Origin of the sequence: Indolivaga alginatilytica (assembly GCF_003201355.1) — a bacterium.
Classification (GTDB): Bacteria; Bacteroidota; Bacteroidia; order Bacteroidales; family Dysgonomonadaceae; genus Dysgonomonas_A; species Dysgonomonas_A alginatilytica.
The window spans coordinates 89,411-113,309 of sequence record NZ_QICL01000011.1 but is presented as its reverse complement, the minus strand read 5'-3'; the positions used below and the strand labels follow the sequence as shown (position 1 = coordinate 113,309).

Below are 23,899 nucleotides of genomic sequence, written 5' to 3'. Positions count from 1 at the left end.
CAAAATAAATATTCACGAGTAATTTAATATTTGATTATGAAACTTTTAGAAGGAAAAACAGCGATCATAACCGGTGCAGCCAGAGGTATCGGAAAAGCAATAGCAATAAAATATGCACAAGAAGGTGCAAACATAGCATTCACCGATCTAGCTGTTGATGATAATGCAAAACAAACAGAAAAAGAAATAGCTGCTTTAGGCGTTAAAGTTAAAGCATATGCATCAAATGCTGCGGATTTCGACGATACACACAAAGTAGTGGATGCAATCGTAGCCGATTTCGGAAAAGTAGATATCTTGGTTAACAATGCAGGTATCACTCGTGATGGTCTTATGATGCGTATGACTGAACAACAATGGGATCTGGTTATCAATGTAAACCTAAAATCGGCATTCAACTTCATCCATGCTATTACACCTGTAATGATGAAACAAAAATCGGGTAGCATCATCAACATGAGTTCTGTTGTAGGTCTTTCAGGAAATGCTGGTCAAACTAATTACTCAGCATCAAAAGCCGGTATGATTGGTCTTGCTAAATCTATTGCAAAAGAAATAGGTTCAAGAGGAATACGTGCAAACTGTATTTGTCCAGGATTTATTATTACCGAAATGACAGGTGCATTATCTGACGATGTTAAAAAACAATGGGCAGAACAAATTCCACTTCGTCGTGGAGGTACTCCCGAAGATGTTGCTAATGTAGCAGTATTCTTAGGTTCTGATCTATCATCTTATGTTAGCGGACAAGCAATTCCTGTTTGTGGCGGTATGAATATGTAATATCACAACCCAATTTTATTGCTTTAGCTAGTAAGATTATCTTATATCAGTTTTATTAAATACGGCAATAATATTCGAGAGAGACATTTCACTCACATAATATAAAAGGCGCAAAGATTTTAATTAACTTTGCGTCTTTATTTTTTGTCCCAAACATTATGACTGTACTATACGAAGATAATCATATCATTATTGTAAATAAAACTGTTTCGGAAATCGTACAAGGCGATAAAACAGGAGATAAGCCTCTTTCTGAAATAGTGAAAGAATGGCTTAAGGAAAAATATAACAAACCCGGGAATGTATTCTGTGGAGTAACGCATCGTCTGGATAGACCTGTTAGCGGAATCGTTGTATTTGCAAAAACAAGCAAGGCTCTTCCTCGTCTAAATAAAATGTTTCAGGATAAAGAAATAAAGAAAACTTATTGGGCTATTGTAAAAAACACTCCGAAAGAGCCAGAAGGGACATTAATCAATTATCTGGTTCGGAACGAAAAGCAAAATAAATCGTATGCCTATGATACAGAAAAGCCTGATTCTAAAAAAGCTATTCTACATTATAAGCTAATCGCTCAATCAGATAAATATAATCTCCTAGAAGTTGATTTGGAAACAGGGCGTCATCATCAAATACGTTGCCAATTAGCAAAAATGGGATGTACAATAAAAGGAGACTTAAAGTATGGAGCCGACCGATCAAATCCTGACGGAGGTATAAGTCTACATGCTCGCAGCATAAGTTTTATTCATCCTGTATCTCAAGAGCTGATAGAAATAACCGCACCCGTACCAGAAGATAACCTATGGAAAGCTTTTGAAGCCCAATTATCCAAATAATTGGCGGAATGCTTCTTCAACTTTTCTTACAGGAATAATCTCAATATTTACTTTCGCAGTAAATCCTTTCAGATTATTGTGAGGTATAAGAATCTTAGAAAAGCCCAATTTTTCTGCCTCTAATATACGCTGTTCAATTCTATTGACTGGACGAATCTCTCCTGACAAACCTACTTCTCCTGACATACAAACATGTCTTTCAACAGCAATATCAAGGCTCGAAGATAAGACAGCGCTTATCACAGCCATATCTATCGCAGGATCGTTCACTTTCAACCCTCCTGCAATATTTAGGAATACATCTTTTTGTATCAATTTAAAACCTGCTCGTTTTTCAAGAACTGCAAGTAACATATTCATCCGTCGGCTATCAAAGCCCGTAGCAGACCTCTGAGGCGTTCCATAAGCGGCTGTACTCACTAAGGCTTGCGTCTCAATCAAAAATGGGCGTACGCCTTCAATAGCAGCAGCAATAGACACACCACTCAAGCCTTCATGATTCTGAGTCAACAACAATTCCGAAGGATTGCTAACTTCTCTTAATCCATTCTGGCGCATCTCATATATACCTAATTCGGCAGTACTACCAAATCGGTTCTTTATACCTCTCAGAATACGATACATATAATGCTGATCGCCCTCAAATTGCAATACTGTATCAACAATATGCTCTAAGACTTTAGGACCGGCAATACTACCTTCTTTATTTATATGACCGATAAGTATTACAGGGGTACTTGTTTCTTTTGCAAACTTCAGAATAGCAGCAGAACACTCTCTTACTTGAGCTACACTTCCCGGAGAAGACTCAATTCCCTCCGTAAATATGGTCTGAATAGAATCTATTACAACCAGTTCCGGTTTTGTGTTTTGTATATGAACAAAAATTTGTTGCAGATTTGTTTCACAAACAATATAGCAGTTCTGACTCTTTTCGTTTATGCGATCGGCTCTCAATTTAAGTTGGCGTACACTCTCCTCCCCCGATACATACAATGTTTTCAGAGAATCTAAGTTTAGTACAGTTTGCAATATAAGGGTTGACTTTCCAATTCCGGGTTCTCCTCCTAAAAGAATCAAAGAACCGGGTACTAGGCCTCCTCCTAAAACGCGATTAAGTTCACCATCATTAAGATCCAAACGAGGCTCTTCACCCGTTTTTACATCCTGCAATAAAATCGGTTTGGCCTTCGGAGAGTCGAATAGTGTATCAGTGCGCCTGCTTCCGCTTTCTTTGGCTATAAGCTCTTCTACATAAGTATTCCATTCTCCACAGATAGGGCATTTTCCCAACCATTTAGCTGAGTCGTTACCACAATTACTACAAACATATACTGATTTGGTCTTAGCCATTATTTATAGATCGAATTAAGTAAAATGATAAGGAGACCCATTTTTTAAGATCTCCTTTATTAAAACAGAAATAAGGTTATTAATGCTTATTTCTTTATAAACTTGCCGGATAGTTTCTTAGATTCGGTTTGAACCAAAATAGAATAAACCCCTTTCGTCCATGAATCAACCGAAATTGTGGTTGTCGATGCATTATACCCTGATTTAGAATATACCTGACGTCCATTCAGATCATACACTTTAATAGTCCGAATGATTGAATTTGCATTAATATTTACTTCATTATCTGCCAGAGTAGGAAAAACGACAAGTTCCTGAGGGCTGTTGTCAATCTTTGGTTCTTCTATCCCTAAAGGATTATTCGGATCGTAGCCCCGAAGGTAGAGAGTTCCCTCATTTATAGGATCCAGATATTTTTTCATTTGCATACTCTCATCCTCGAGATAATCAAAATGATAACCGAACTTGCCAAAATATTCTTGTGAATTTCGATATAAACAGTAGTCTGTAGTATTTACACCTCCGGTTAAAGTACCAACAATCAGACCATTCTGACTAAAGATAGGAGACCCGGAAGAACCACCTTGGGTAGCACTACGCCCATCATAAAAAACTCCCCAAAAACCATTTGTTGCACCATTGTACCCCGAACCTCCCCTATAGGTCTCTGTCGTTACAGGGGTTTTCAAATCTTCACGCGGCAAAAAAGTTACTATTTTTTTCACATCTCCGTTAGGATGGTGTATAACTACACCCGACGATGCAGCCACATCTCTTCTATCCCAGCCATTAAAAAAGACTTTATATTCTAAGGGTATATTATTTTTCAATTTTAATAAAGCACCATCAGACCCATGTGTTTGTATACCACCTGATATTCTTTCAAGAGGCATCTGAACAAGAAGGTCAGTACCTACCAATGTTCTGCTTGTCACAGGGAATACATCTTCATTTTCACATCCCGGAAATTCATGATTAAAATAAACCACAATTGTTTCGTATTCTACAATACCATTGGTGTTGAAACAGTGTGAAGCTGTTAATAGATATGGAGTACCATCCCTTTTAGTATTATTAACCAGACTACCCGAACAGACAAACCAATTACCGCCAAGCTTAACCTGATAAAGTACTACACCTCTTTTTTGATCCTTCCAATTAGCTCCATCTGCACAATTTACATTAATCATACAACTTTGAGAAGAATTAATCCGGGGCGGACTGGTAGGCAAAGCCCTTAGTGCTGTATTAAAGTTATCACCATACACATATCCAACATCTTCAACTACAATGCGAGGAGATTCGTTCGAAATTGTAGAGGCAACATATTCTAAAGTTATTTTATCACCTGCTATAATTTCAGACGCAAACTTACCTCCCTGTGGATGTGTATTACGTGTATATGCTCCAAGTATCCGGGAATGATCCTCATTATATACGTATAGCTTTGCACCTTCCGGAATATAAAAATCTTTATAACCTAAGATCAATCCCTGAGCGCCTTCAGCCTCAATTACCTGTTGCCATATCTTTACAGAATCGCTAAATGTAGTCCAACTCCCGATACTATCTATATTAATATTTACAGGGATCACTTTAGCTATTCGAAGAGGAGCATCTTTTCTCTGCTCAACCATTTCATCTTCCCATGTCAAGCGACTTATATCCAAGTTAACCGGAACCTGAGAAACAGAAAGGGCCGATCGTGTACTATTCTTATATCTGAAACTGGGAGGAGTTCCACCTTCACTGATCTGACTAAAAACCGATAAGCTGGATATCAGAGAAACTAATATGATAAGAATCTGTTTATTAATCATCGTTCTTAAAGTATTTGTGTATTATTTATTTTGTCAATTATGAGAAGAACGTACTTATCTACATCCTCTCTATTTACTAGCTCATCAGCTTCGAAGATAATTTTTGCCTGACTATAGTGAGGCTCTCTTCGACTTAGATTTTCTTTTATAAACAACAAAAGTTCTTCTTTGTTTTTATCCTTAATCAAAGGACGTTTTTCTTTACACAAATCCAACCTTTCGGATAACAATTCCGGACTGGCTTTCATATAGACAGTAGTTCCGGCTGCATTCATTGTCTCCATATTGTCATAAAAACAAGGAGCACCGCCTCCTGTCGAGATAACAACATCCTCGAAATCGGCAACCTCCTTCAATATTTTATTTTCTATTTCTCTAAAACCCTCTTCTCCAAATTGCTCGAATAATTGGCTGATTGTTTTATTATATCTGGTTTGGATAAAATGGTCTAAATCTACAAATTCCAGGTTTAGAGACTTTGCTAACTCCCTGCCTGCTGTAGTTTTACCGACGCCCATATATCCGATTAAGAAAATACGTGTCATAAAATGCTTTTTACAAAAATAAGTAAATAATTATTGGAAAAACTATCTATAAACGAATATTATTAACGTATACAAAACTTTAAGCTACTTTATAATCTTATAGTTTTGTCGATTATGCCAATCAAGAGTTGAATAATTCTTTCGTAAAGACTCATAAGTTACAAAAAGTAAACAATTAAGGTAACAAAAGTAACCTGTAAATAACTAAAAAATGTCACTTTTGAGAATCCCACAAACACCTGTTAATCAGAAATTAAAAACCTAAAAGGTTACAAAGGTAACAAAAGTGACACTTTTTCACTGTCTTATATTCTCTCTTCTGTTGTTACTTTTTATTCATAACTGTTGATTGTTGACTGATCAGTTTTCTTATAGATAAACTCAACTTCTGATTCGCATATTTATAAGGAACGCAAAAGCTTTAAAAATCTTTGTAGGTTTATAGTTTTGTTAATTTCAAAGTTGTGCAAATCTTTAAGAAAACCTTAAATAGAAAATGTATCCATTTTTTTGAATGAACAAAGTCTATTACAAAACCATTTCTGGATAAATAATACAGCCTGTCGATCTCTTTATAAACTTGTTCGGAAAGTTCTTCTTGAGCTACCTTCTGCTTCTCTGCCAGAATAGCTTTACCACCTATAGTACTGCTCAAACCATCGGTATTATAGACTGCAATATCCACATCGACATATTGCACCTTTTCGTGATTAATACCTATCGCTATCAAAAAATGTTTCCAATCGGACATAATTCGAAGACTCTCATCATAATACCCATATTCGTCAAACATTTCTCTCTTTACCAGAAAAGCCTGATGGCATAAAAACCCTGAATAAATATCATACAATGAAAATAACCAATCTCGATGCCTGTAACTGTCATCTTTTCGGAGCTTTCCTTTCTCATCCCAGATTATATTGCCACACACAAAATTGTCTTCAAGATCGTGTCTGAAAATATCTGTCAAAACATCATCGGACGCAAAGACATCTCCCGAATTAAGAAAATAACAATATTCGCCCAGAGCTGTATAAATACCCTTATTCATGGCATTATAAATACCCGAATCGGATTCACTTACCCAATAATGGATATTATTTTTATGCTCCTGTATTACTTCAACACTTCCATCGGTAGACCCTCCATCAACTACAATAAACTCATAATCAATAAACGATTGGGATAAGACACTTTTTATGGTCTGCTCCAATCCTATTTTGTTATTCCAATTAATAGTGATAATCGATACTTTCATTGACTTCCAAGTTTAAAGCATTGTTCATGGCGATCGAAAGATATAACCTCCGGATATCCGAAATTATCCAATTTAAATTTATCAAGAATCAGTTTAGCATTAAATATTTTGAATTTTGACAGAAATAAGAATTGTTTTTTCCTCTTATTGTATCGCTTTAAAATAGATTTCTCCTCCTCTGTATATACTCTGGCAGCCAATACAGATTTGATCTCTGCATCATAAGCATCTTTTTGTTTCATGGAAAGCTGTTCGCCATCCCTCATTCTGAAACCGCTTAATATAGCAGTGGTCACATATAATTTCTCGTATGTGAAAAATCTGAACCACAATTCAAAATCTCCTGCATATTTCAGTGAAGATTCTATTCTCGATCCGGCTTTCTCCCATAAAGAGCGGCGCCAGAATACCGATTCTTGCTGTATCCACTGGTATTGACCAATGTACAGGTCATACTTAGACCATTGACGTAATGTATGCGGACATTCGACAATACGTCCCAAGGCATCATATATAGATGGAAATCCCAATAACCAGTTAACCTGACTATACTTTCCGAATATCTCTGCTACAGTAAAAAAAGACTTGGATTGATACATATCATCCGAATTGATCCATGCCATAACCTCGCCTGTCGATTTCTCGAATCCTTTACGTATAGCATCATACATCCCATTGTCGGGTACACTTTCCCAATATGCTAATCGGTCGGCATACTTCTTGATGATTTCAACAGAACCATCGGTACTGCCTCCGTCTATAACTATGTATTCGAGATTAGGATACCCTTGATTCAATACCGACAGTATTGTTTCCTCCAGATACTTAACCTGATTATAATTAGGTGTAACAATTGATATTTTAGGGTAGTTATTCATTCTGATATACAATATTCAAGTCATGTTTATGATTCTCACTTATGCTTTATTGCCCGTTGTATTCTCCATACAATTCGTTTCAGCCGATACAATCTGTCCGTAGGCGTTTGAAAATACTCTTTCAGCCTTTTGTGAGCTTCTTTGCTATACATGTTCTTTAGAGGCTCAACTTTTATATAATCTGCTATTAACATATTACGATACACTTCATTATCATCGCAATTCATGCCCGACCCGTCAAATCCCAGATTTTTCACTAAGCTTTGACGCGGATGCAAAGCAGTTCCCTTATTCAGGTAAATTGCTGCCTGCCATTTTACAGCCCATGTTTTGAGTGTGCCCCTTACATTATACATCAATTGCTCCTGATAAGATGTTCCCTGTAAAGCGTTGAATTTACGCCAGTCCACATTTTCATTTTCCAACCGGTTATATATACGCTCAATATCAACGTCGAAATATTTCCATGCACGTTTCCAAGTAGCCCATCCCCAGCAAGTACCTGCATCAAAACAAAAGGTATGAGGCAATCCTTCCGAATCTATAGGAAACATAAATCCTGCAACAGACATTATTTTCTCGTTGTTCTCGTGCAAATTCAAAGCATCGTTCATGTATGTCAGAAAGCCTACACTGGTTTCAATGTCATCTTCCACAACAATAACTTTTCCGTATTTATCTACCGTTTCGGTAACTCCTTTTACGATAGAATCGGCTAATCCTTTATTACGGTCCGACTCTATTATGTGGACTTCTCCGCACCATTGCTGTGATTTGATTAAAGCCCTGACTTCTGCTATTTTCTTTAAATCATCTTCCGAGGCATCCGCTTTAGGACCATCTGCATATATATACAATATACTATCTTTCGATAAATCGTTCTTCATCAAAGCGATTAACGTTTGCTCTGTATGTTTAGGTCTATTATAAACAAACAAAACGATTGGTGCTAGAGTCATAAAAGGTGTATTTTTATAGGTTTAAATAGTTTGTATAACACTCTGAAAGAACAATAAATCAATCTGTTTGACTTTATAAATTTAGGAATATAAGCCTCCTGTTCCAACATTCGAAGTCTTTCGTAATCTGTTAACAGATTATGAGGCATCAGCTCTTTTATAACTTGCCTGCGTTCTTCTAAATGGTATTCTCCGTGTGTTTTATTGGTACTGATACCTTCCATTTCGAAGATAACAACATCCAGATCGAGGAAAGCTGTATGTTCTCCACCCAATATTGTTAGAAAGAAAAATTTCCAATCCGATACTATTTTCAGAGTCTCATCGTATAGTCCGTATTTCTCAAACATATCGCGTCTGATAAATGTAGCCTGATGCAACATCGTATTTACAAACATATCATATAGAGTCACTTGACGATTACCCAGATTCTCCCATTTAATTTGGTGAGTACCATAATCGCATATTTGAATACCTCTAAGCAGAGGTTCTATATATTCTCTCGAAAATGTTTTCTGCAAAACATCTTCCGAGGCGTAGCTGTCACCCGAATTAAGAAAATGAAGATACTCGCCTTTAGCAACCGCAATACCTTTATTCATGGCATTGTATACGCCATTATCGGGTTCACTTACCCAATAGGTTATCTTATCCGAAAAAGAGTTTATTATCTCTCTACTTTCGTCCGTAGAACCTCCATCTATAACAATATATTCGTAGTCGGTATACGTTTGCCCAACTACACTTTCAATCGTACGCAGCAATCCTTTCGCATTGTTGTACGATATGGTTATTATGGATACTTTCTTCATCTAAGTACTTCCTTATATATTTCGACAGTCTGCAAAGCACTCTTTTCCCAAGAGAAATTTTGTAAGCGTTGCGTGCCTTTATTTATCATATCGTGCCTCAATTCTTTGTTGTTCAACAAGCTCGACACTGCTTGTCTTAACCGGGCGGGCGATTTAGAGTCAAAATAAACACCCGCATCTCTTGCAACTTCGGGAAAACAACTCTCATTACTTAAAACGACAGGGCATTGAGCTTGGAATGCTTCCAAAATCGGAATACCAAAACCCTCATAATAAGATGGATATATAAACATTTCAGCAGATTTATACAATCCAAATAGTTGCGTATCATTCACAAATATAATTTTGAGCTGGTCTTTTATCCCCAATGCTTCAAAGTATTTGTTCTCCTCCGAAGTAAAATGATCGCCTGTACAAACAACACACAATTCTTTGTTTTCCAACAAGATCGGCTGTATAGCTGCAATGAAAAAACTGAAATTCTTATACCCCAAACGCCTGTCCCCTACATACAGCAGATATTTCTTCGGCAAATTTTCGGGTTTATGACCTCCGTCAACCAAAGACGAGGCATGATATGTCACCGATATTTTATCGGCTGAAGTTCCGAATACGTCTATAATGTCTCGTTTTGTATTTTCCGAGACTGCAATTATATGAGCTGCATTATCGACCAGCTTCTTCTTTCGTTTAATAAATTGCGGACTATTTATAAATTCGGGATATAACTCGATAATCATATCATGTACAGTCAGCACATAAGGCTTACCATTTAAGTGATCGAGATAATAATCGCCAAAGAAAGTCGGATGAAAAACATCGAAATCTCCTTTTTTGAGCTTATCAATGGTTCTTGCTTCATTAATCTTATAAAAATCAGGATATTTCTCAGGAAACCTCTCTTGTAAAAACGAATACAGTCTTTTTTTACCTTTAAAATTTATTTTCGGAAGAAAAGAATAATAAGAAATTAACTGATCTTTCCACTCAAAAGGGATATTCAAACCTTTCAGATATTCATTGAAAGCATACTGTACAGATACATCAGCTTCAACACCAGCAGGCAAGTGCCTGATAATCTCAGCGAAATAGCGAGATACACCGCCTATACGTTGATGTTCAAATATCTGATGATCGTATAATACTTTCATAGCCTGAGACCTTTAATCTTCTTTATGAACAATTTTACGTATATATTGCACATCCTGAGGAATCTTACTACCTAAATTTACGGCAGCAGGAGCATTACTTTTACTTCTGCGTAATATACCAATCAAACGATCGGCTACTTTATCCCAGAAAGTTCGTGTATAATCCAATGGATTCTTTTTCAATGTCTTTTTAGTCAGAATATGAAGGTCTTTTCCATTAGAGTAAAAATTACAGGAGAATTTACCCGCAATAACTTCAAATGCCTGTTTGGTGTAGAAACTGACATGCTGACCTCCCTCGGGAGCAAAATACCACCAATCGTTAGTACTTGCGACTTCTTTATCGGGGACTAATTCGGTCGAAAAAATGATAGAATCCGAATAAGTGAATAGTTTCTCTATTTCCTCCAAAGGATTTGCTAAATGTTCAAAAATCTCGAAAGCGGTAACAGCCTCAAATTTAGGTGACGGCTCCAATTCCTCCAATGTAAAATACTTGGCAAACAGATTATCACAATATTTATCGTCCCAATAAAAATCAAATCCTTTATCACGCATCAAACGGACATACATTCCGTAGCCACCTGCATAATCAAGAAATTTTTTAGTATAGTCGAACGAACTTTTTATTACATTCTCCACTGCTGACGAATATACCAGATTACGATATATCAAGCCAATATCCATAGAGGTAATGGCATCGCTATAAGCTTCGTCCAACCAATACGGAGTATCGGACTGAATGAAACCGCAACAAGTGCATCTATGATAATCGACATCGTATTTATGTAACACTTTTGCCGAAAACAATTTTATGCTTTCGCCTCCACAAATAAGACATTTTTTGTTATTCATTGGCTAAAATTTCTTTGTACAATTCTATATATCGATTGGCGATATCTTCTATCCTGAAGTTATCCAATACTTTTTTCCGGGCATTATAACTAAGACTGTTATCTTCGTTATGACTAAGACAATAAACAATACCAACCGTCAAATCACCTGTATCATAAGGCTTTGCTAAATACCCATTCTGATGATGGTCGATCATATCGGGATTTCCTCCGATATTAAATGCCACAACAGGCGTTCCACAAGATAAACTTTCAAGAATCGTATTCGGAAAATTTTCGTGTGTAGACGGTACAATTGCAACATCCGCTGCATTGTATGCCAAAGCTAAGTCGGCTTCTCCACTTACATATCCTAAAAACTTGGCAGGAAAGTTAAACTGATAATCATCACGCTTCTCTGACCCGAATATAAGCAATTCTACTTCATCTTCGGAATACATTCCCGACAATATTTTTAAACTCTCCATCAACAACTCTCCGCCTTTTCGGGGATCTGCCATTGCAGATATTCCCCCAAAAAGAATAGTCTTCTTTGCTGTATCTAAAGATAATGATTTCTTTGCTTCCTCCTTATTCATGGGAGCAAAAACAGAAGTGTCAATACCATTGGGAATAACTGTTACAGGATATTTATTTAGCAACAAGCTACCTTTAGCTGCATCCGCAAGCCACCTGCTTGGGCTTACAATATGAAAACGGAGCGAAGAATACCTCTTCTTCTTCATCTCAAATACCTTGTAGCTTAAGTCTTTTTCTTTAGTTGATCCTAATTGAGGACAAGCATTGCAATGTGTTTTATATTTGTCGCAATCTTCGAAATACGAACATAATCCTGTAAATGAGAAACAATCGTGTATTGTCCAGATTATAGGCTTCGTTACGTTCGAAAATTCCGTAAAATCGACATAACTCTCCCCTACCCAATGCATATGAACCAGATCGAAATCCAATTTATCCAATGAGTTTTTCAATAGCGAAATTGCAATATCCGAGAGTATTTTATTTTGCATATCAGGGTAGCCTCCCCAAATAAGACGTCTTCTCTTTTCTTGAAGCTTAAGCTTATATTTATTCAGAAAACCAACGATACGATTTTGCGGATCATGGTAATTTTCGGCCAGATGCACTGTTTTACATGAAGTTCTTTTGCTATTAACCAAAAGGATATCCTCAATACCCTTCTTATTAATCTCTTCGTGGAGACGAAATGCAACACGTGCAGCTCCTCCAAAAGAATCTTTAGTGCTTAGCGTTACAATTTTCATACTTATCTCTTCAAAAATTTCTTCACTTTTTCCTTCAACGATTTGGGTGCTAAATTTTGAACCTTTTCCTTAAAGTTCAAGCTTATAGCTAAAAGATATAATCCCCACGACAACTTACTTTCCGTGCGTATCCAATCGAGAGGTATTAAATCTTTTGTATTATAATTACTAAAAGTTTTTCCATACCAAGGATCAGGGTATATCACCACTTTATCGGAATTAGGATTCAGCCACGCTCCCCACCAACTGAAAGTACTGTTACTTATAATATTATTCTTGCATAGCATCTGAATATATAAATCGATAATCGGCTTTTCGTTATCGCTAAAATAAAAATTATCTCCTTTAAATTTCTTTTTACACCATTCAATATCATCGCTAATAATCAGAAATTTCTTATCACGCCCTATATAATCTATCGCCTTATTAAAATAAGGCATCGATGCAACTGCATACCTATGAGGTTGTTTACAATAATCGCCTCTGCGAACGTGTATGGAGGTCACATCCTCTGATAATATATCTCCGTATTTGTTCAGAATATATTCCTTTTCACTTGGCGAAATCTCGAACAAGCTATTAACCAACTCCTTATCAAAGTATTTATAGGAATGAAAAGTACCATACAGCAGAATATTTTCATGATACGGTATCTCTCTGTATACAAAATCAATATCATAATAATAAAAACACTCTTCCTGAGGTCGTCCCTCTTGAATAGGTATATTCCTTAAGATATTATCTTTAAATTGTTTTATATAATCTTTTATATAACAGTTGTCAGGTTCAGGCAAAAAATAACCATCATGACATACAACCCTATAGTTCAGGTTATATTTCTTAGCATAAGAAGCTCCTGCGGCTATCTGAAAAAGATTGTTCCCAATCCGCCCGTTCAGTTCTATATAAACCATACCAAAACATATTAAGTGGCAATAAAAAGGTCTGAGACCTTATTTCTTTTTTAATAATTGATGAATATAACGGAGTGGAGCCAGTATGATTCCGCCGATTCTATATTGTAATGAATTTTCAATAAGTTTATACCTCTTTAATTCACTGTACATTTCTATCGGATTGATATATTCCAGATAAATATCCATATGATTTTTAAATATTTGAAGCCTTAAGAAACGCTCTTTCTCTTCATTTATTAACGTACGCATCGATACATCTTTTGTCCGATAGAAGAAATGAAATTTATCCAGTTTCACCACTTTATCCTCACGACGGAGCAGACTTAACCAGAAATCATAATCTTCCCAACCATAAATCATATTCACATTATAACCTGCTGTCAGGTCATAATCGGAGCGCTTATAAATGGCGGAACAATAAATGCAATTACGCACAAATAACATATTATCATATGTATACGGCAATAAATCCCATTCCTCATTTTGGACCCCAAATAGCTTTGCTCTGCAAAACACAAGTTTTACGGACGGGTCTTTTTCCAAAATACCAATTGCTTCGATGGTATAATCTTTCGATATTTTATCATCCGAATCAAGAGGTAGTATATATTTACCTGTAGAATGTTTAATTCCATAATTTCGGGCATCTGAAAGCCCTCCGTTTTCTTTTTTCAGGTATTTGAACCGATCATCTTTCCGGCACCATGCCAATGCAACTTCTTCCGTATTATCGGGTGATCCGTCATTCACAATAATACATTCCCAATCGATATACTCTTGCTCCAAAACCGTTTGCAAAGTTTCGGGTAAATATTCCGCCTGATTGTAACAGGGAACTATTATAGATATAACGGGAGAAATCTTAGGCATATAAGTGACGTTAAATATTTAATGCGATATTTTATCAAAATAACTATATCCGGGTATTTTATAGTTGCCAAAGCCATAAAAAGGCCTTCGACCTTAAATTATCTTAGTAATTTCTTTATATTGATTTTCAATAAAACATTTATAAACCTCAAAGATACATTATTCCTTATCACTCTTAACAATTCTCCGAGAGAGATAAATCGATCCCGAGGCACATTCCGATAAATAATTATATCAATATATTGATCAAAACATTTCTTATAAAACAGATTGAGCCGCCTATTAGTTTTGCTTAACTTATCCAGAATCAATATTTTCGAAGGTAAATCAATATCAAAACATCTATTTACAGAAATCAGTTCATCAGAAGTTAAATTCTCTCCAAAATAGTGGGATAAATATTCTAATTTTATTCTCTGCTTTGTTTCTAACTGCTCTTGAGCCCTTTGACTCGTAACTTGGTTTGGGTGTTGTCGGTATTGCAGTAATACTTCCTCTAAATTTGCCATTTTCACATTCTTAATGGCAGCTTCTACCCAAAAACGATAATCCTCTATGTATGTATAGTCAGCATTATACCTTATATTATTCAAATTGATAACATCCCTACGCATCATTACTGTCGGATGAGCAAAAACAACATCGTCTAATAATTTAATACGTATTTCATCATTATAATTGGGATGGTGTATCTCATACGAAGTGCCCATAAAAACAAAAGCCGTTCCAAGAATCGATATATCGGGATTATTCTCTAAAAATTCTACCTGCTTCTCCAATCTCGTATTGAAAGCTATGTCGTCAGCATCCATACGGGCAATATATTTTCCCTGAGCAATATCTAATCCATAATTTAAGGAGTAAATCAGTCCTTTATTCCCTTCATTACGAATTAATTTTATCCGGGTATCATTAAATTGCTCAATAATATCAGCTGTAGAGTCCGTTGAACCGTCATCTATTATTAAAAATTCAAAATTTTTAAATGTCTGCTCCAGAATACTATCAATAGCCTCTCCGATATACTCCGCAGCATTATATGCAGGCATAAGAACTGAAACCGTATATGGATATTTTATACTCATTATTTGAATAATCTCAAAAATAATCGTTTAAATTCATAAAATGCGATTATAGGTTGCTGCCTTAAAAATAAGAGAAGAATTTTTAAATTTGTTTTTTTAGATAGTAAATAATACAATCTGTAATGCTGCCATTCTGCGAACCATTTTTCCCTAAATTGTTTATCTGATTTAATACCTTGCCTCTTAGCTATCATTTTAGAAATAGGAAAACCTTCCAGAAAAGTTAAGCCATTCACTTCCGACCGATTAGAAACATTCGAGCTATGATTTCGAAAATAATTTAAATATTCTTTTACTTCAGATACAGTTCCTCTGGTATTCATTGCCAGTTTTGCCCAGAACAACCAATCTCCGCAATAAGTCAGTTTTGTTAATTCTTCCCAGATAGATTCTTCAATTGCATCTTTACGGAATACAACCATACTGGCATTGTAAATTACATTTCCATAAAGTAAATTATTGGAAAGAAAATAATCAAGGTTACAAAAGTCCGTTTTTAAGACTTCATCTCTCTTTCGCTTAATAGTGTCGTATTCATCAATTACATAAGATTGGGAAAAACAAAGTACCGAATTATTTTTCTCTATTAAAGAAATTATCTTCTCCAGAAAAGTAACGTCTGCATAATCATCACTTTCAGCAATCCAAATATATTCACCTTGGGCTAATTCTATTCCTTTTTTCCATTGTTTAAAGGTTGTTCCGCTATTAACCTCATTATAAACAACATGAGAAACTTTAGGGTGATTCCTGTATTTTTCTATAATCTCAATACTACTATCTTTTGATTTATCATCCAAAATAATAAGCTCAAAATCCTGATATGTTTGATTCAACACCGAATCAATCCGATGCTGAAGATATTTTTCATGATTATAATTGGGTATAATTACTGAAACCATAGCAAATTTTAAACTTCTTTATTTCTTAGGATGCGATACATTCCTCCCCAAGTATACTTGTTCAGTAAAATCCATTTATTCCATTTTACCAACTTCATAAAATTATATGAATATAGTAATTTTAGTAGTTGAAAAATACATTTTCGATGTTTCTCAACTCTGGCTAAAATAAAGCAAAAGGTATTAAATTCATTTCGAGAAATTTCACTTGTTGAAATTTCTCCAATATAATAAGGCAATACCTTTTTCCACTTGTTATAGAGTTTGAATGATTCTTCGAGCCATTCGATTGTAAAATCGCCGTACGAATAATGCTCCAGCTCAATTCCCAGAGTAACTAAATTCTGATATTTCTGAGCAACTTGCAAAGAATAATCAATATCATAACAATGATAACTCCGAAAGGTTTCCTGATCGAACTTAAATTCTTTTGTTATAGCAGTTCTTGTACAAAACCAACAACCGTCCAATACAACAACGCTATCTAATATCTTATTATTTGGATTCTTATAACATTTTGCAATCTCATTATTCTGAGGATAAACTTGTGTTACATTCATCTTCGCATATTTCTCATCTCCGGGAAAAAACCAACTGGAAGGAGTCTGGGGCTTGTAACTTCCTCCTGCAACACCTAATAATCCTGCATTTTCATTTTCTTCAAATACATCAATTACTTCTTGTCCCCAATTGGGTGTATTTATTAAAATATCATCATGACAAAAGCATATATATGGATATTGAGCTTTTTCCGCTCCCTTATTATACGCTTCGCATAAACCCATTAAGCCGGGATTCTCGATTGAAATTATTTCATAAATAACTCCAATATTTAATTTTACATTTTCCGAAAATTTTCGGAAATTATCGGGCTTATAGGTTGATATGACAATTGATATCATTAAAAATATAATTAAAAGAATTAGGTCTTGGTATTATAAGCCGATTCACCTTGAAAAATACCATCCTCACTTAATTTCCACGAATTTGAATTATTTGATGTTTTGAAGTAAAACTTATCCTCTTCCGATAGATTCTGACTATCAATATACCATCCTCTATGTTGTGCTGTAAAATCACCCCCGATTCTTAATCCTTTCAGGAAAGTTTTCTTGTTATGTTCATAATAAGGAGGATAAATCGCAAAAGTTGTATCGGTATCAGCCACATACACATTATCTGTTATAGGAATTTCCCAATACTTTTTCTCCCAAGCAATAACTTCCTCTTTTGCACTAAATGAATCGGGAATATCATCAATTTCAAGAGCAAACCCAACCTTGGTTACTTTTGTATATTTATCTAGAACCTTAATTAATTGTTCCAGATAATTTTCCGGCAAGTTTTTATTTGGTATAATGTCCGAGTCCGTTACAATATAATAACCTGAGGCATATTCTCTATACAGTTCCTTGTTATCCCAAAAAACAAGATGCCCGTAGTTTCTATCCATTCTTTTTACAACCACAGTGTTTTTTATTTGGTCATAATATTCAAGAAGAGGTGGATATTGCGAGTCATTATCTACTATCACTATATTCTTGTGATTTCTTTTTAGAAAGAAATCCACCATTTCTTTTAGATCCGAAAGCCTGTTATAATTAATAATAATAATAGGAACTTTTCCAGTATCTGACTTTTGTCTACGTACATTTTTATTGAAACACCATATCAGTGGATGTATTCTTTCCCTGTATATATATTCCTTATTTTTTTTTTTAGAGAAACCCAGAGTTATTATTTTCTTTGCTACCGATAAAAAATCGCTGACTAATTTTCTTGCAGTTCTAAGAACTCTGAATACTCTTTTATTATAAAAATTTGCATATAACTCCTGAGTATAACAAATATGATTTAATTCAGGAGAAAAAGATTCACTAACCACCTTATACCTTTCACTTTCAACTAGATCGGCATTATTACTGCTCATCCCATTCATTTCAAAAGAAGAAATAACTATGGGGATATATTCTTGAGTACTATTCGTAAAAGCTATGATTTTAAGAAAAAAAGCCCAATCTGAAACAATTTTAAGATCCTCCCTGTAGTAGCCATATTTTTCAAATAAGCCCCGTCTTATAAATGTTGTAGGATGTGTCAACGTTGCTCTTAGCATATGCAAAACACTAACATGTTTAGGCATTCTTACAATATCTTCATGACCATCAGGAAATATTCTGTGCAAATTACCATATACAAGATCATGCTTGGGGTTAAATTCGAATACTTTTGATAAAACATCATTTGTATAAAGCGTATCTCCACTATTTATAAATAAAAGATACTCTCCTTTGGCTTGTCTGATGCCTTTATTCATGGCATTATAAACACCGGTATCAGGTTCGGAAACCCAATAATCTATTTTTTCGGAGTACGTTTTTATAATATCAACACTATTGTCTATCGAAGCTCCATCAATTACAATATATTCAAAATCAGAAAAATCCTGATTGACTATGCTTTTAACGGTTCGTTCTAAACCACCGGCATTATTATAATTAATGGTAATGATGGATAGTTTCATTTCCTTTTATTTAGTATATCTTCATATAATTGCTTATATTTTTCGGCATGCAATTTTTCTGAAAAGTGATCTAATGCATATTTCCTTATATCCTCATTATTAAAAGAGTAATTATTATCAAGAAAATCTTTAAGATTATCAATTAAAGATTTAACACTTATCTCTTCTACCAGTATACCATTTTCACCTGTTTTTATGTGTTCGACCATCCCTCCATTAGAAAAACTTAAAACAGGAGTTCCATTAGCAAATGACTCCGGCATAACATTTGTAATAACATCTTCCCTAGAGGGAATTACAGTTAAATCAGCGGCTGAATAAATAGTATTTAGAACCGAAATATCGTGAATCTTTGGAAAATGAATATAATTAATTTTACTATTCAACTGTATTTTTCCTCCACCAACACTTACTAAATTAAATTTAGAAGTATCTAATTGATTAATTGCATCAATAAGAAGCCCTATTCCTTTTCGATAAACTGTAATATCGTGAGCCACAAAAAGAATAGTCTTTAATCCATTATTTAAACCTAGTTTCTCTTTGACCATTAATCTATCCAGATCCGGATATTTAGAGAGATCGATTCCATGAGGGATCGATGTATAGTGCGGGTATCTCCCCAAAATTAGACTTGCTTGTGATTTATTCTTTAACCAATCAGAAGGACATACAATATTAATATCTTTATTACGATCTATATATCTTATTTTTTGTTCAAAAATTTTATGATCTAACTTTCCTAATGTTGCCTCATTTCTAATTCGATCTCCCTCATAATGAAATAATCCCATAAATGGGTTCATATCATGTAATGTCCAAAGAATAGGTTTCTTTATTTTTTTAAAGAATGAAGGATAATTAATAAAATCAGCAACCCAATGTAAATGCACAATATCCGTATCTTTAAAAATATCCAAATTTTCTATTCGATATGAGGTCCTTGGATACGTAATAATCTCATAGTCGCCAGGGTACCTTTGTGTATTCTTCCAGTTTAGGTGCTCCGGGGTAATTTCGAAGTGACATTTTATTTTGTGTACAAATGAACTTACAGGAGGAACTGTATATACTTTAGCGCCTAGATTTTCCTTTGCAAGATTATATTGCTGAACAAAGTTCGAATCTACATCAGTATATTTTAGTAAAGCACAATGTAATCGATATGCTGCAATACCAGCACCACCTGTAGTAGCTACCGAAATATGTGTAACTTTCATTTCTATTTTATTTTTTTGTAGATTCTGAATAATATGTTTCGTATCCGCTTTTTCCTTGAGGAATCTGTTCCAAATATATAGAATCGTCTCAGATATTCTTTACCATACTTACTCTCTTTGATTTTTACAGGTTCTACTTTTATAGATTTAGCTAATTCAACATTATATCTATCATCAGGAGAAGAACAATGTTCTCCACTTAAGTCAATACCTATGTTATCCACCATCGAATAACGAGGATAAAGGCATAATCCTTTTTTTAGAAAGATTGTCGAATACCATCTAATAGCCCAAGTATTAATATTTCCATGATAATTATCTTCTATTTGCCTATACAAGTTTATAGCACCATTTAGGTTAAAGGCTTTATAATCCCGTTGCAAAGGGATCGTTTTAAATAGATAGTCGATATCAAGAATAACTTGATCCCAGGACCTCTTCCATGTTGCCCATCCCCAACAACTCATAAATCGTAAAAAATATGTTTCTAGTAGCCTATCAGCTCCTGTAGTGACTGGAACAAAACCAGAAATATGCATTACTCTATCTACATTCTGATATAGTTGTAGTGCATCATTCATATATTGTAAAAACCCCACAGAAGTTACAATATCGTCTTCCAACACTACTATTTTACCATATTGGTTTATAATATCAGTAACACCATCAATAATAGAAGAGGCTAGCCCTTTATTCACTTCTGATTCTATAATATGAACTTCACCACACCATTTTTTTTCTCTTATTATTCTACGCACTTCATACACTTCTTTTAAAACATCATCAGAAGCATTGGTTCTAGCACCATCGGCATATATATATAAGACAGAATCTTTAGCTAAAGAATTATTAGCTAATGCCTCTAATGTTTGCCTTGTATGCCAAGGCCTGTTATAAACAAAAAGAACTATGGGTGCGAGTTTTTCAGTCATTCTTCAATTTAAAAAACATAGAGTCATAAATTTTCACGACAACTTCATAGCCTTTTTCTTTAAGAAAAAGATAAATTTCATTTTTATCTATTTCATCTAAATTTCCCTCAAGAGATTCAACTATTACAATAGAAGGTTTATACTTATTCCAATCATTAGATTTCAAAACTGCAAAATCCAACCCCTCAACATCAATACTCATAAAATCAATAGTCATACCAACTGGTAGATATGAATCCAATACCTCTTTCAGTGTTTTAGTTTTTATTACCCTTGTATCTATTATTCTATATTGACGCAATCCATTTTTTTTATCAGCTTCTTCTTTAGAAAATGTATTCAGAGCAGGTTCATTAAAAATATAATACGTTAGATTCTGAGAACTTCCAGAGATAGCAAATTCTAAATTTATGTCGAGAGGTCGTATTTGTTGAAAAGGAATCATACTTCCGGGCATCGCATCGACATTAATACCTCGCCAACCTTGTAAATAGAATTTATACGTATTTGAAAATCTTATGGGGTGATGTGCTCCAATATCAACATAAAATCCAGTAAGTTTTTTTTCAAAAAAACGACTTAAAACCATATCTTCACCTACCTGGGAGAAAGAAATATTACTAAAATATTGGTATTTATAATTCAGTAATTCATTCGCAATATAAGTTGGACAATTTTCGAAAAATATTTTTTTTATCTTTTGTTTGATCTGTCCCATATACCTTTAATTAAAAATTTAGCATTCCATTGATCTGTTCTTACTCCTCCTGTTCTATAAAAATCTCCGTGTTCTATCTGAATTTGCCCTATTTCATCTTGTGGCCAATCTAATATTTCACCTTTCGACCTTAACAGTCCTCTAACTAATACAATATTTGAGGATATAGGGAAATCTTCCACACTACATTTTACAGTAATATATTTCTCGTCTTCGGTTGAAAACAATTGCCCTTGATAAGAGCTATATAAATTGGATATGGGATCGCCATAAACATCATGTAAAGAAAAACCTAGGTCAATATTCCTGAGATTTAATTGGTTCGCCTTTAATACAAAAACAAAAGTAATATCCTCTCCTGTAATAATTGTATCAACTCTTTCCCCATTGCTATTTTCAATATAGAAATCTGAAAAGATAATACTACCCGAACCTTTCCTGTTTTTTATAAGTTCGACATTAGTCGTCGTATTTGTATTTAACATCATATAGCGTTCAACAGTTTTATCAATTTTATCAAAACAGTCGATACTTCCATTTTTTAATAAGAGTCCCTTAGTACATAAGCTTTTGATTGAACCCATATTATGGCTTACAAATAAAACCGTACGCCCTCCTCCTTGTGCTACATCTTTCATCTTACCAATAGCTTTCTTTTGGAATTCGGCATCACCTACAGCTAAAACCTCATCCACAACCAGTATTTCAGGCTCTAAGTGTGCTGCAATAGCAAATCCCAGACGAACAGTCATTCCTGAAGAATATCGTTTTACCGGAGTATCAATATACTTTTCTATTCCCGAAAAATCAACGATTTCATCAAATTTTCTATTTATTTCTCTCTTGGTCATTCCCAAGATAGCACCATTCATATAGATGTTTTCTCGTCCTGTTAACTCTCCGTGAAAACCTGTACCAACTTCGAGCAAGGAAGCAATACGTCCTTTAGCCTTAATACTACCTGTAGTTGGAGATGTAACTCTTGACAGAATCTTTAATAATGTCGATTTTCCAGCTCCATTCTTTCCTATTATTCCTAATACTTCGCCTTGTTCTACATTAAAAGAGATATCTTTTAATGCCCAAACATAATCACTAGTAGATTTTGCACTGCTATCGTTTACTTGTCCAACTTGTAAATAAGGATCTTCTTTACCTCTAACCTGATGCCACCACCTGTTAAGGTCATGAGCTAGAGTACCCGTTCCTATAGTACCTAAACGATATTGTTTTGATATATTTTCAAACTCGATTGCTATATTTGACATAAATGTTCTTCTTCTTTAATTATACAATATCTATAAAACGGCGCTCTACTTTATTAAAGACAATTATCCCTAATAAAACAATTATAAAAGTGAATATGCTGCTGTAAAGCAAACCTCCCCATGAAAGTTCTCCGGTTCCTAACATCCCAAATCTGAATGCTTCAACAACAGACGATAATGGATTTAATTGGATAACCCATTTGAAAGCACTGTATTTTGCAGGAATGGCCGACAATGGATAAATAATCGGAGTTATATACATTATCAATCCAATTGCAAAAGAAAATAGTATATTTAAATCACGATACTTAATAGTTACGGACGATATAAGAATACCAACGCCAAACGCAATACCGGCAAGCATAATTACCAATAAAGGAAATAATAGAATATAAACAGTTACTCCGATGGATGATCCAGTGAACAAAAAATATGCATAAATAGAGAAAAACAAGAGCATCTGTATGAACATTTTAAGGACAGCTGAAGCCAGCCCTGCGATCGGAACAACCAACCGTGGAAAATACACTTTGCTAAATACTCCTGCATTTCCCGAAAATGTTCCGGAACTACGTCCTAAACAATCAGAAAAAAAGTTCCAGCACAAAATACCTGACATATAAAATAACATGGGAGGTAAACCATCTGTTGATATTTGAGCAATACCTCCAAATACTAATGTATAAATAAGTGTAGAAAAGATCGGTTGAATAAAAAACCAAAGAGGTCCTAATATTGTCTGCTTATATGCTGAAATAAAATCTCGTTTAACATACAGATACAATAAATCTTTGTATCTCCAAACTTCTTTTAAATGTAGATGAATACCCTTTTCTTTGGGTTTTATGACGATATCCCACTGATCGTCTCTTGCTATATCCATACGTTAGTAAAGTAATTAAATAAATTAATATCAGACGACAAAGATAATACTTTTATGGAAAAT

At 34.6% G+C, this 23,899-nt stretch carries 23 protein-coding genes; 2 read left to right on the top strand and 21 right to left on the bottom strand.

Translation table 11 applies throughout. The features are described from left to right. Positions 1 to 36: 36 nt before the first annotated feature. Positions 37 to 783 (top strand): 3-oxoacyl-[acyl-carrier-protein] reductase, encoded by a 747-nt coding sequence (fabG, locus tag CLV62_RS10305; RefSeq protein WP_050709391.1) that lies wholly within the window; start codon positions 37 to 39, stop codon positions 781 to 783. A 158-nt stretch (positions 784 to 941) separates the two neighbouring features. Then, positions 942 to 1,622, top strand: coding sequence for an RluA family pseudouridine synthase (locus tag CLV62_RS10300; RefSeq protein ID WP_110310699.1), 681 nt, complete (start codon positions 942 to 944; stop codon positions 1,620 to 1,622). Here the strand turns inward: CLV62_RS10300 and radA are convergent. From radA to CLV62_RS10195, 21 genes are all read right to left on the bottom strand, one after another. Next, a complete protein-coding gene (gene radA, locus CLV62_RS10295) occupies positions 1,611 to 2,975 on the bottom strand; it encodes a DNA repair protein RadA (RefSeq protein ID WP_110310698.1) in 1,365 nt (454 codons plus the stop codon). The two genes, CLV62_RS10300 and radA, sit on opposite strands and share 12 nt — an antisense overlap. Positions 2,976 to 3,061: 86 nt before the next feature. Further along, the gene (locus CLV62_RS10290) at positions 3,062 to 4,795 is read right to left on the bottom strand and encodes a T9SS type A sorting domain-containing protein (protein ID WP_110310697.1); all 1,734 of its coding nucleotides are present in this window, start codon (positions 4,793 to 4,795) and stop codon (positions 3,062 to 3,064) included. A 5-nt stretch (positions 4,796 to 4,800) separates the two neighbouring features. Then, positions 4,801 to 5,340, bottom strand: a complete 540-nt coding sequence (locus CLV62_RS10285; RefSeq protein ID WP_110310696.1) for a shikimate kinase — start codon at positions 5,338 to 5,340, stop codon at positions 4,801 to 4,803. A gap of 439 nt (positions 5,341 to 5,779) precedes the next feature. Beyond that, positions 5,780 to 6,598, bottom strand: coding sequence for a glycosyltransferase family 2 protein (locus tag CLV62_RS10280; protein WP_110310695.1), 819 nt, complete (start codon positions 6,596 to 6,598; stop codon positions 5,780 to 5,782). Continuing rightward, complete coding sequence (locus tag CLV62_RS10275) at positions 6,595 to 7,476, bottom strand: glycosyltransferase family 2 protein (protein ID WP_110310694.1); 882 nt, start codon at positions 7,474 to 7,476, stop codon at positions 6,595 to 6,597. Before CLV62_RS10275 ends, CLV62_RS10280 begins: the two co-directional genes overlap by 4 nt. A 35-nt stretch (positions 7,477 to 7,511) precedes the next feature. Next, positions 7,512 to 8,435 (bottom strand): glycosyltransferase family protein, encoded by a 924-nt coding sequence (locus CLV62_RS10270; protein WP_110310693.1) that lies wholly within the window; start codon positions 8,433 to 8,435, stop codon positions 7,512 to 7,514. After that, positions 8,432 to 9,247 (bottom strand): glycosyltransferase family 2 protein, encoded by an 816-nt coding sequence (locus CLV62_RS10265; protein WP_110310692.1) that lies wholly within the window; start codon positions 9,245 to 9,247, stop codon positions 8,432 to 8,434. The genes CLV62_RS10270 and CLV62_RS10265 overlap by 4 nt, the downstream gene beginning before the upstream one ends. After that, positions 9,244 to 10,398 carry a glycosyltransferase family 4 protein gene (locus CLV62_RS10260; protein WP_110310691.1) on the bottom strand — a complete coding sequence of 385 codons (1,155 nt, stop codon included), beginning with the start codon at positions 10,396 to 10,398 and terminating at the stop codon, positions 9,244 to 9,246. The genes CLV62_RS10265 and CLV62_RS10260 overlap by 4 nt, the downstream gene beginning before the upstream one ends. Positions 10,399 to 10,410: 12 nt before the next feature. Next, entirely contained in the window at positions 10,411 to 11,253 is an 843-nt protein-coding gene (locus CLV62_RS10255; protein ID WP_110310690.1) for a class I SAM-dependent methyltransferase, read from the bottom strand. After that, positions 11,246 to 12,517 (bottom strand): glycosyltransferase, encoded by a 1,272-nt coding sequence (locus CLV62_RS10250; protein WP_110310689.1) that lies wholly within the window; start codon positions 12,515 to 12,517, stop codon positions 11,246 to 11,248. The genes CLV62_RS10255 and CLV62_RS10250 overlap by 8 nt, the downstream gene beginning before the upstream one ends. Before the next feature lie 2 nt (positions 12,518 to 12,519). Further along, complete coding sequence (locus CLV62_RS10245) at positions 12,520 to 13,431, bottom strand: alpha-1,2-fucosyltransferase (RefSeq protein ID WP_110310688.1); 912 nt, start codon at positions 13,429 to 13,431, stop codon at positions 12,520 to 12,522. A 39-nt stretch (positions 13,432 to 13,470) separates the two neighbouring features. After that, a complete protein-coding gene (locus CLV62_RS10240; RefSeq protein ID WP_110310687.1) occupies positions 13,471 to 14,304 on the bottom strand; it encodes a glycosyltransferase family 2 protein in 834 nt (277 codons plus the stop codon). A 98-nt stretch (positions 14,305 to 14,402) separates the two neighbouring features. Continuing rightward, the gene (locus tag CLV62_RS10235) at positions 14,403 to 15,389 is read right to left on the bottom strand and encodes a glycosyltransferase family 2 protein (protein ID WP_110310686.1); all 987 of its coding nucleotides are present in this window, start codon (positions 15,387 to 15,389) and stop codon (positions 14,403 to 14,405) included. Then, positions 15,389 to 16,291: a glycosyltransferase family 2 protein gene (locus tag CLV62_RS10230; protein ID WP_110310685.1), complete on the bottom strand. Its 903-nt coding sequence runs from the start codon at positions 16,289 to 16,291 to the stop codon at positions 15,389 to 15,391. Before CLV62_RS10230 ends, CLV62_RS10235 begins: the two co-directional genes overlap by 1 nt. A gap of 8 nt (positions 16,292 to 16,299) precedes the next feature. Next, entirely contained in the window at positions 16,300 to 17,193 is an 894-nt protein-coding gene (locus tag CLV62_RS10225) for a glycosyltransferase (protein WP_110310684.1), read from the bottom strand. 20 nt (positions 17,194 to 17,213) lie between these two features. Beyond that, positions 17,214 to 18,815, bottom strand: coding sequence for a glycosyltransferase (locus tag CLV62_RS10220; protein WP_110310683.1), 1,602 nt, complete (start codon positions 18,813 to 18,815; stop codon positions 17,214 to 17,216). Then, the gene (locus tag CLV62_RS10215) at positions 18,812 to 20,035 is read right to left on the bottom strand and encodes a glycosyltransferase (RefSeq protein WP_110310682.1); all 1,224 of its coding nucleotides are present in this window, start codon (positions 20,033 to 20,035) and stop codon (positions 18,812 to 18,814) included. Before CLV62_RS10215 ends, CLV62_RS10220 begins: the two co-directional genes overlap by 4 nt. A gap of 2 nt (positions 20,036 to 20,037) precedes the next feature. After that, positions 20,038 to 20,967, bottom strand: a complete 930-nt coding sequence (locus tag CLV62_RS10210; RefSeq protein ID WP_110310681.1) for a glycosyltransferase family protein — start codon at positions 20,965 to 20,967, stop codon at positions 20,038 to 20,040. Beyond that, on the bottom strand, positions 20,960 to 21,685 hold the full coding sequence (locus CLV62_RS10205) for an FkbM family methyltransferase (RefSeq protein WP_110310680.1): 726 nt from the start codon (positions 21,683 to 21,685) through the stop codon (positions 20,960 to 20,962). The genes CLV62_RS10210 and CLV62_RS10205 overlap by 8 nt, the downstream gene beginning before the upstream one ends. Further along, positions 21,661 to 22,953, bottom strand: a complete 1,293-nt coding sequence (locus CLV62_RS10200; protein WP_110310679.1) for an ABC transporter ATP-binding protein — start codon at positions 22,951 to 22,953, stop codon at positions 21,661 to 21,663. The genes CLV62_RS10205 and CLV62_RS10200 overlap by 25 nt, the downstream gene beginning before the upstream one ends. A gap of 19 nt (positions 22,954 to 22,972) precedes the next feature. Beyond that, positions 22,973 to 23,830, bottom strand: a complete 858-nt coding sequence (locus tag CLV62_RS10195; RefSeq protein WP_185144260.1) for an ABC transporter permease — start codon at positions 23,828 to 23,830, stop codon at positions 22,973 to 22,975. Between the last annotated feature and the right edge of the window lie 69 nt (positions 23,831 to 23,899).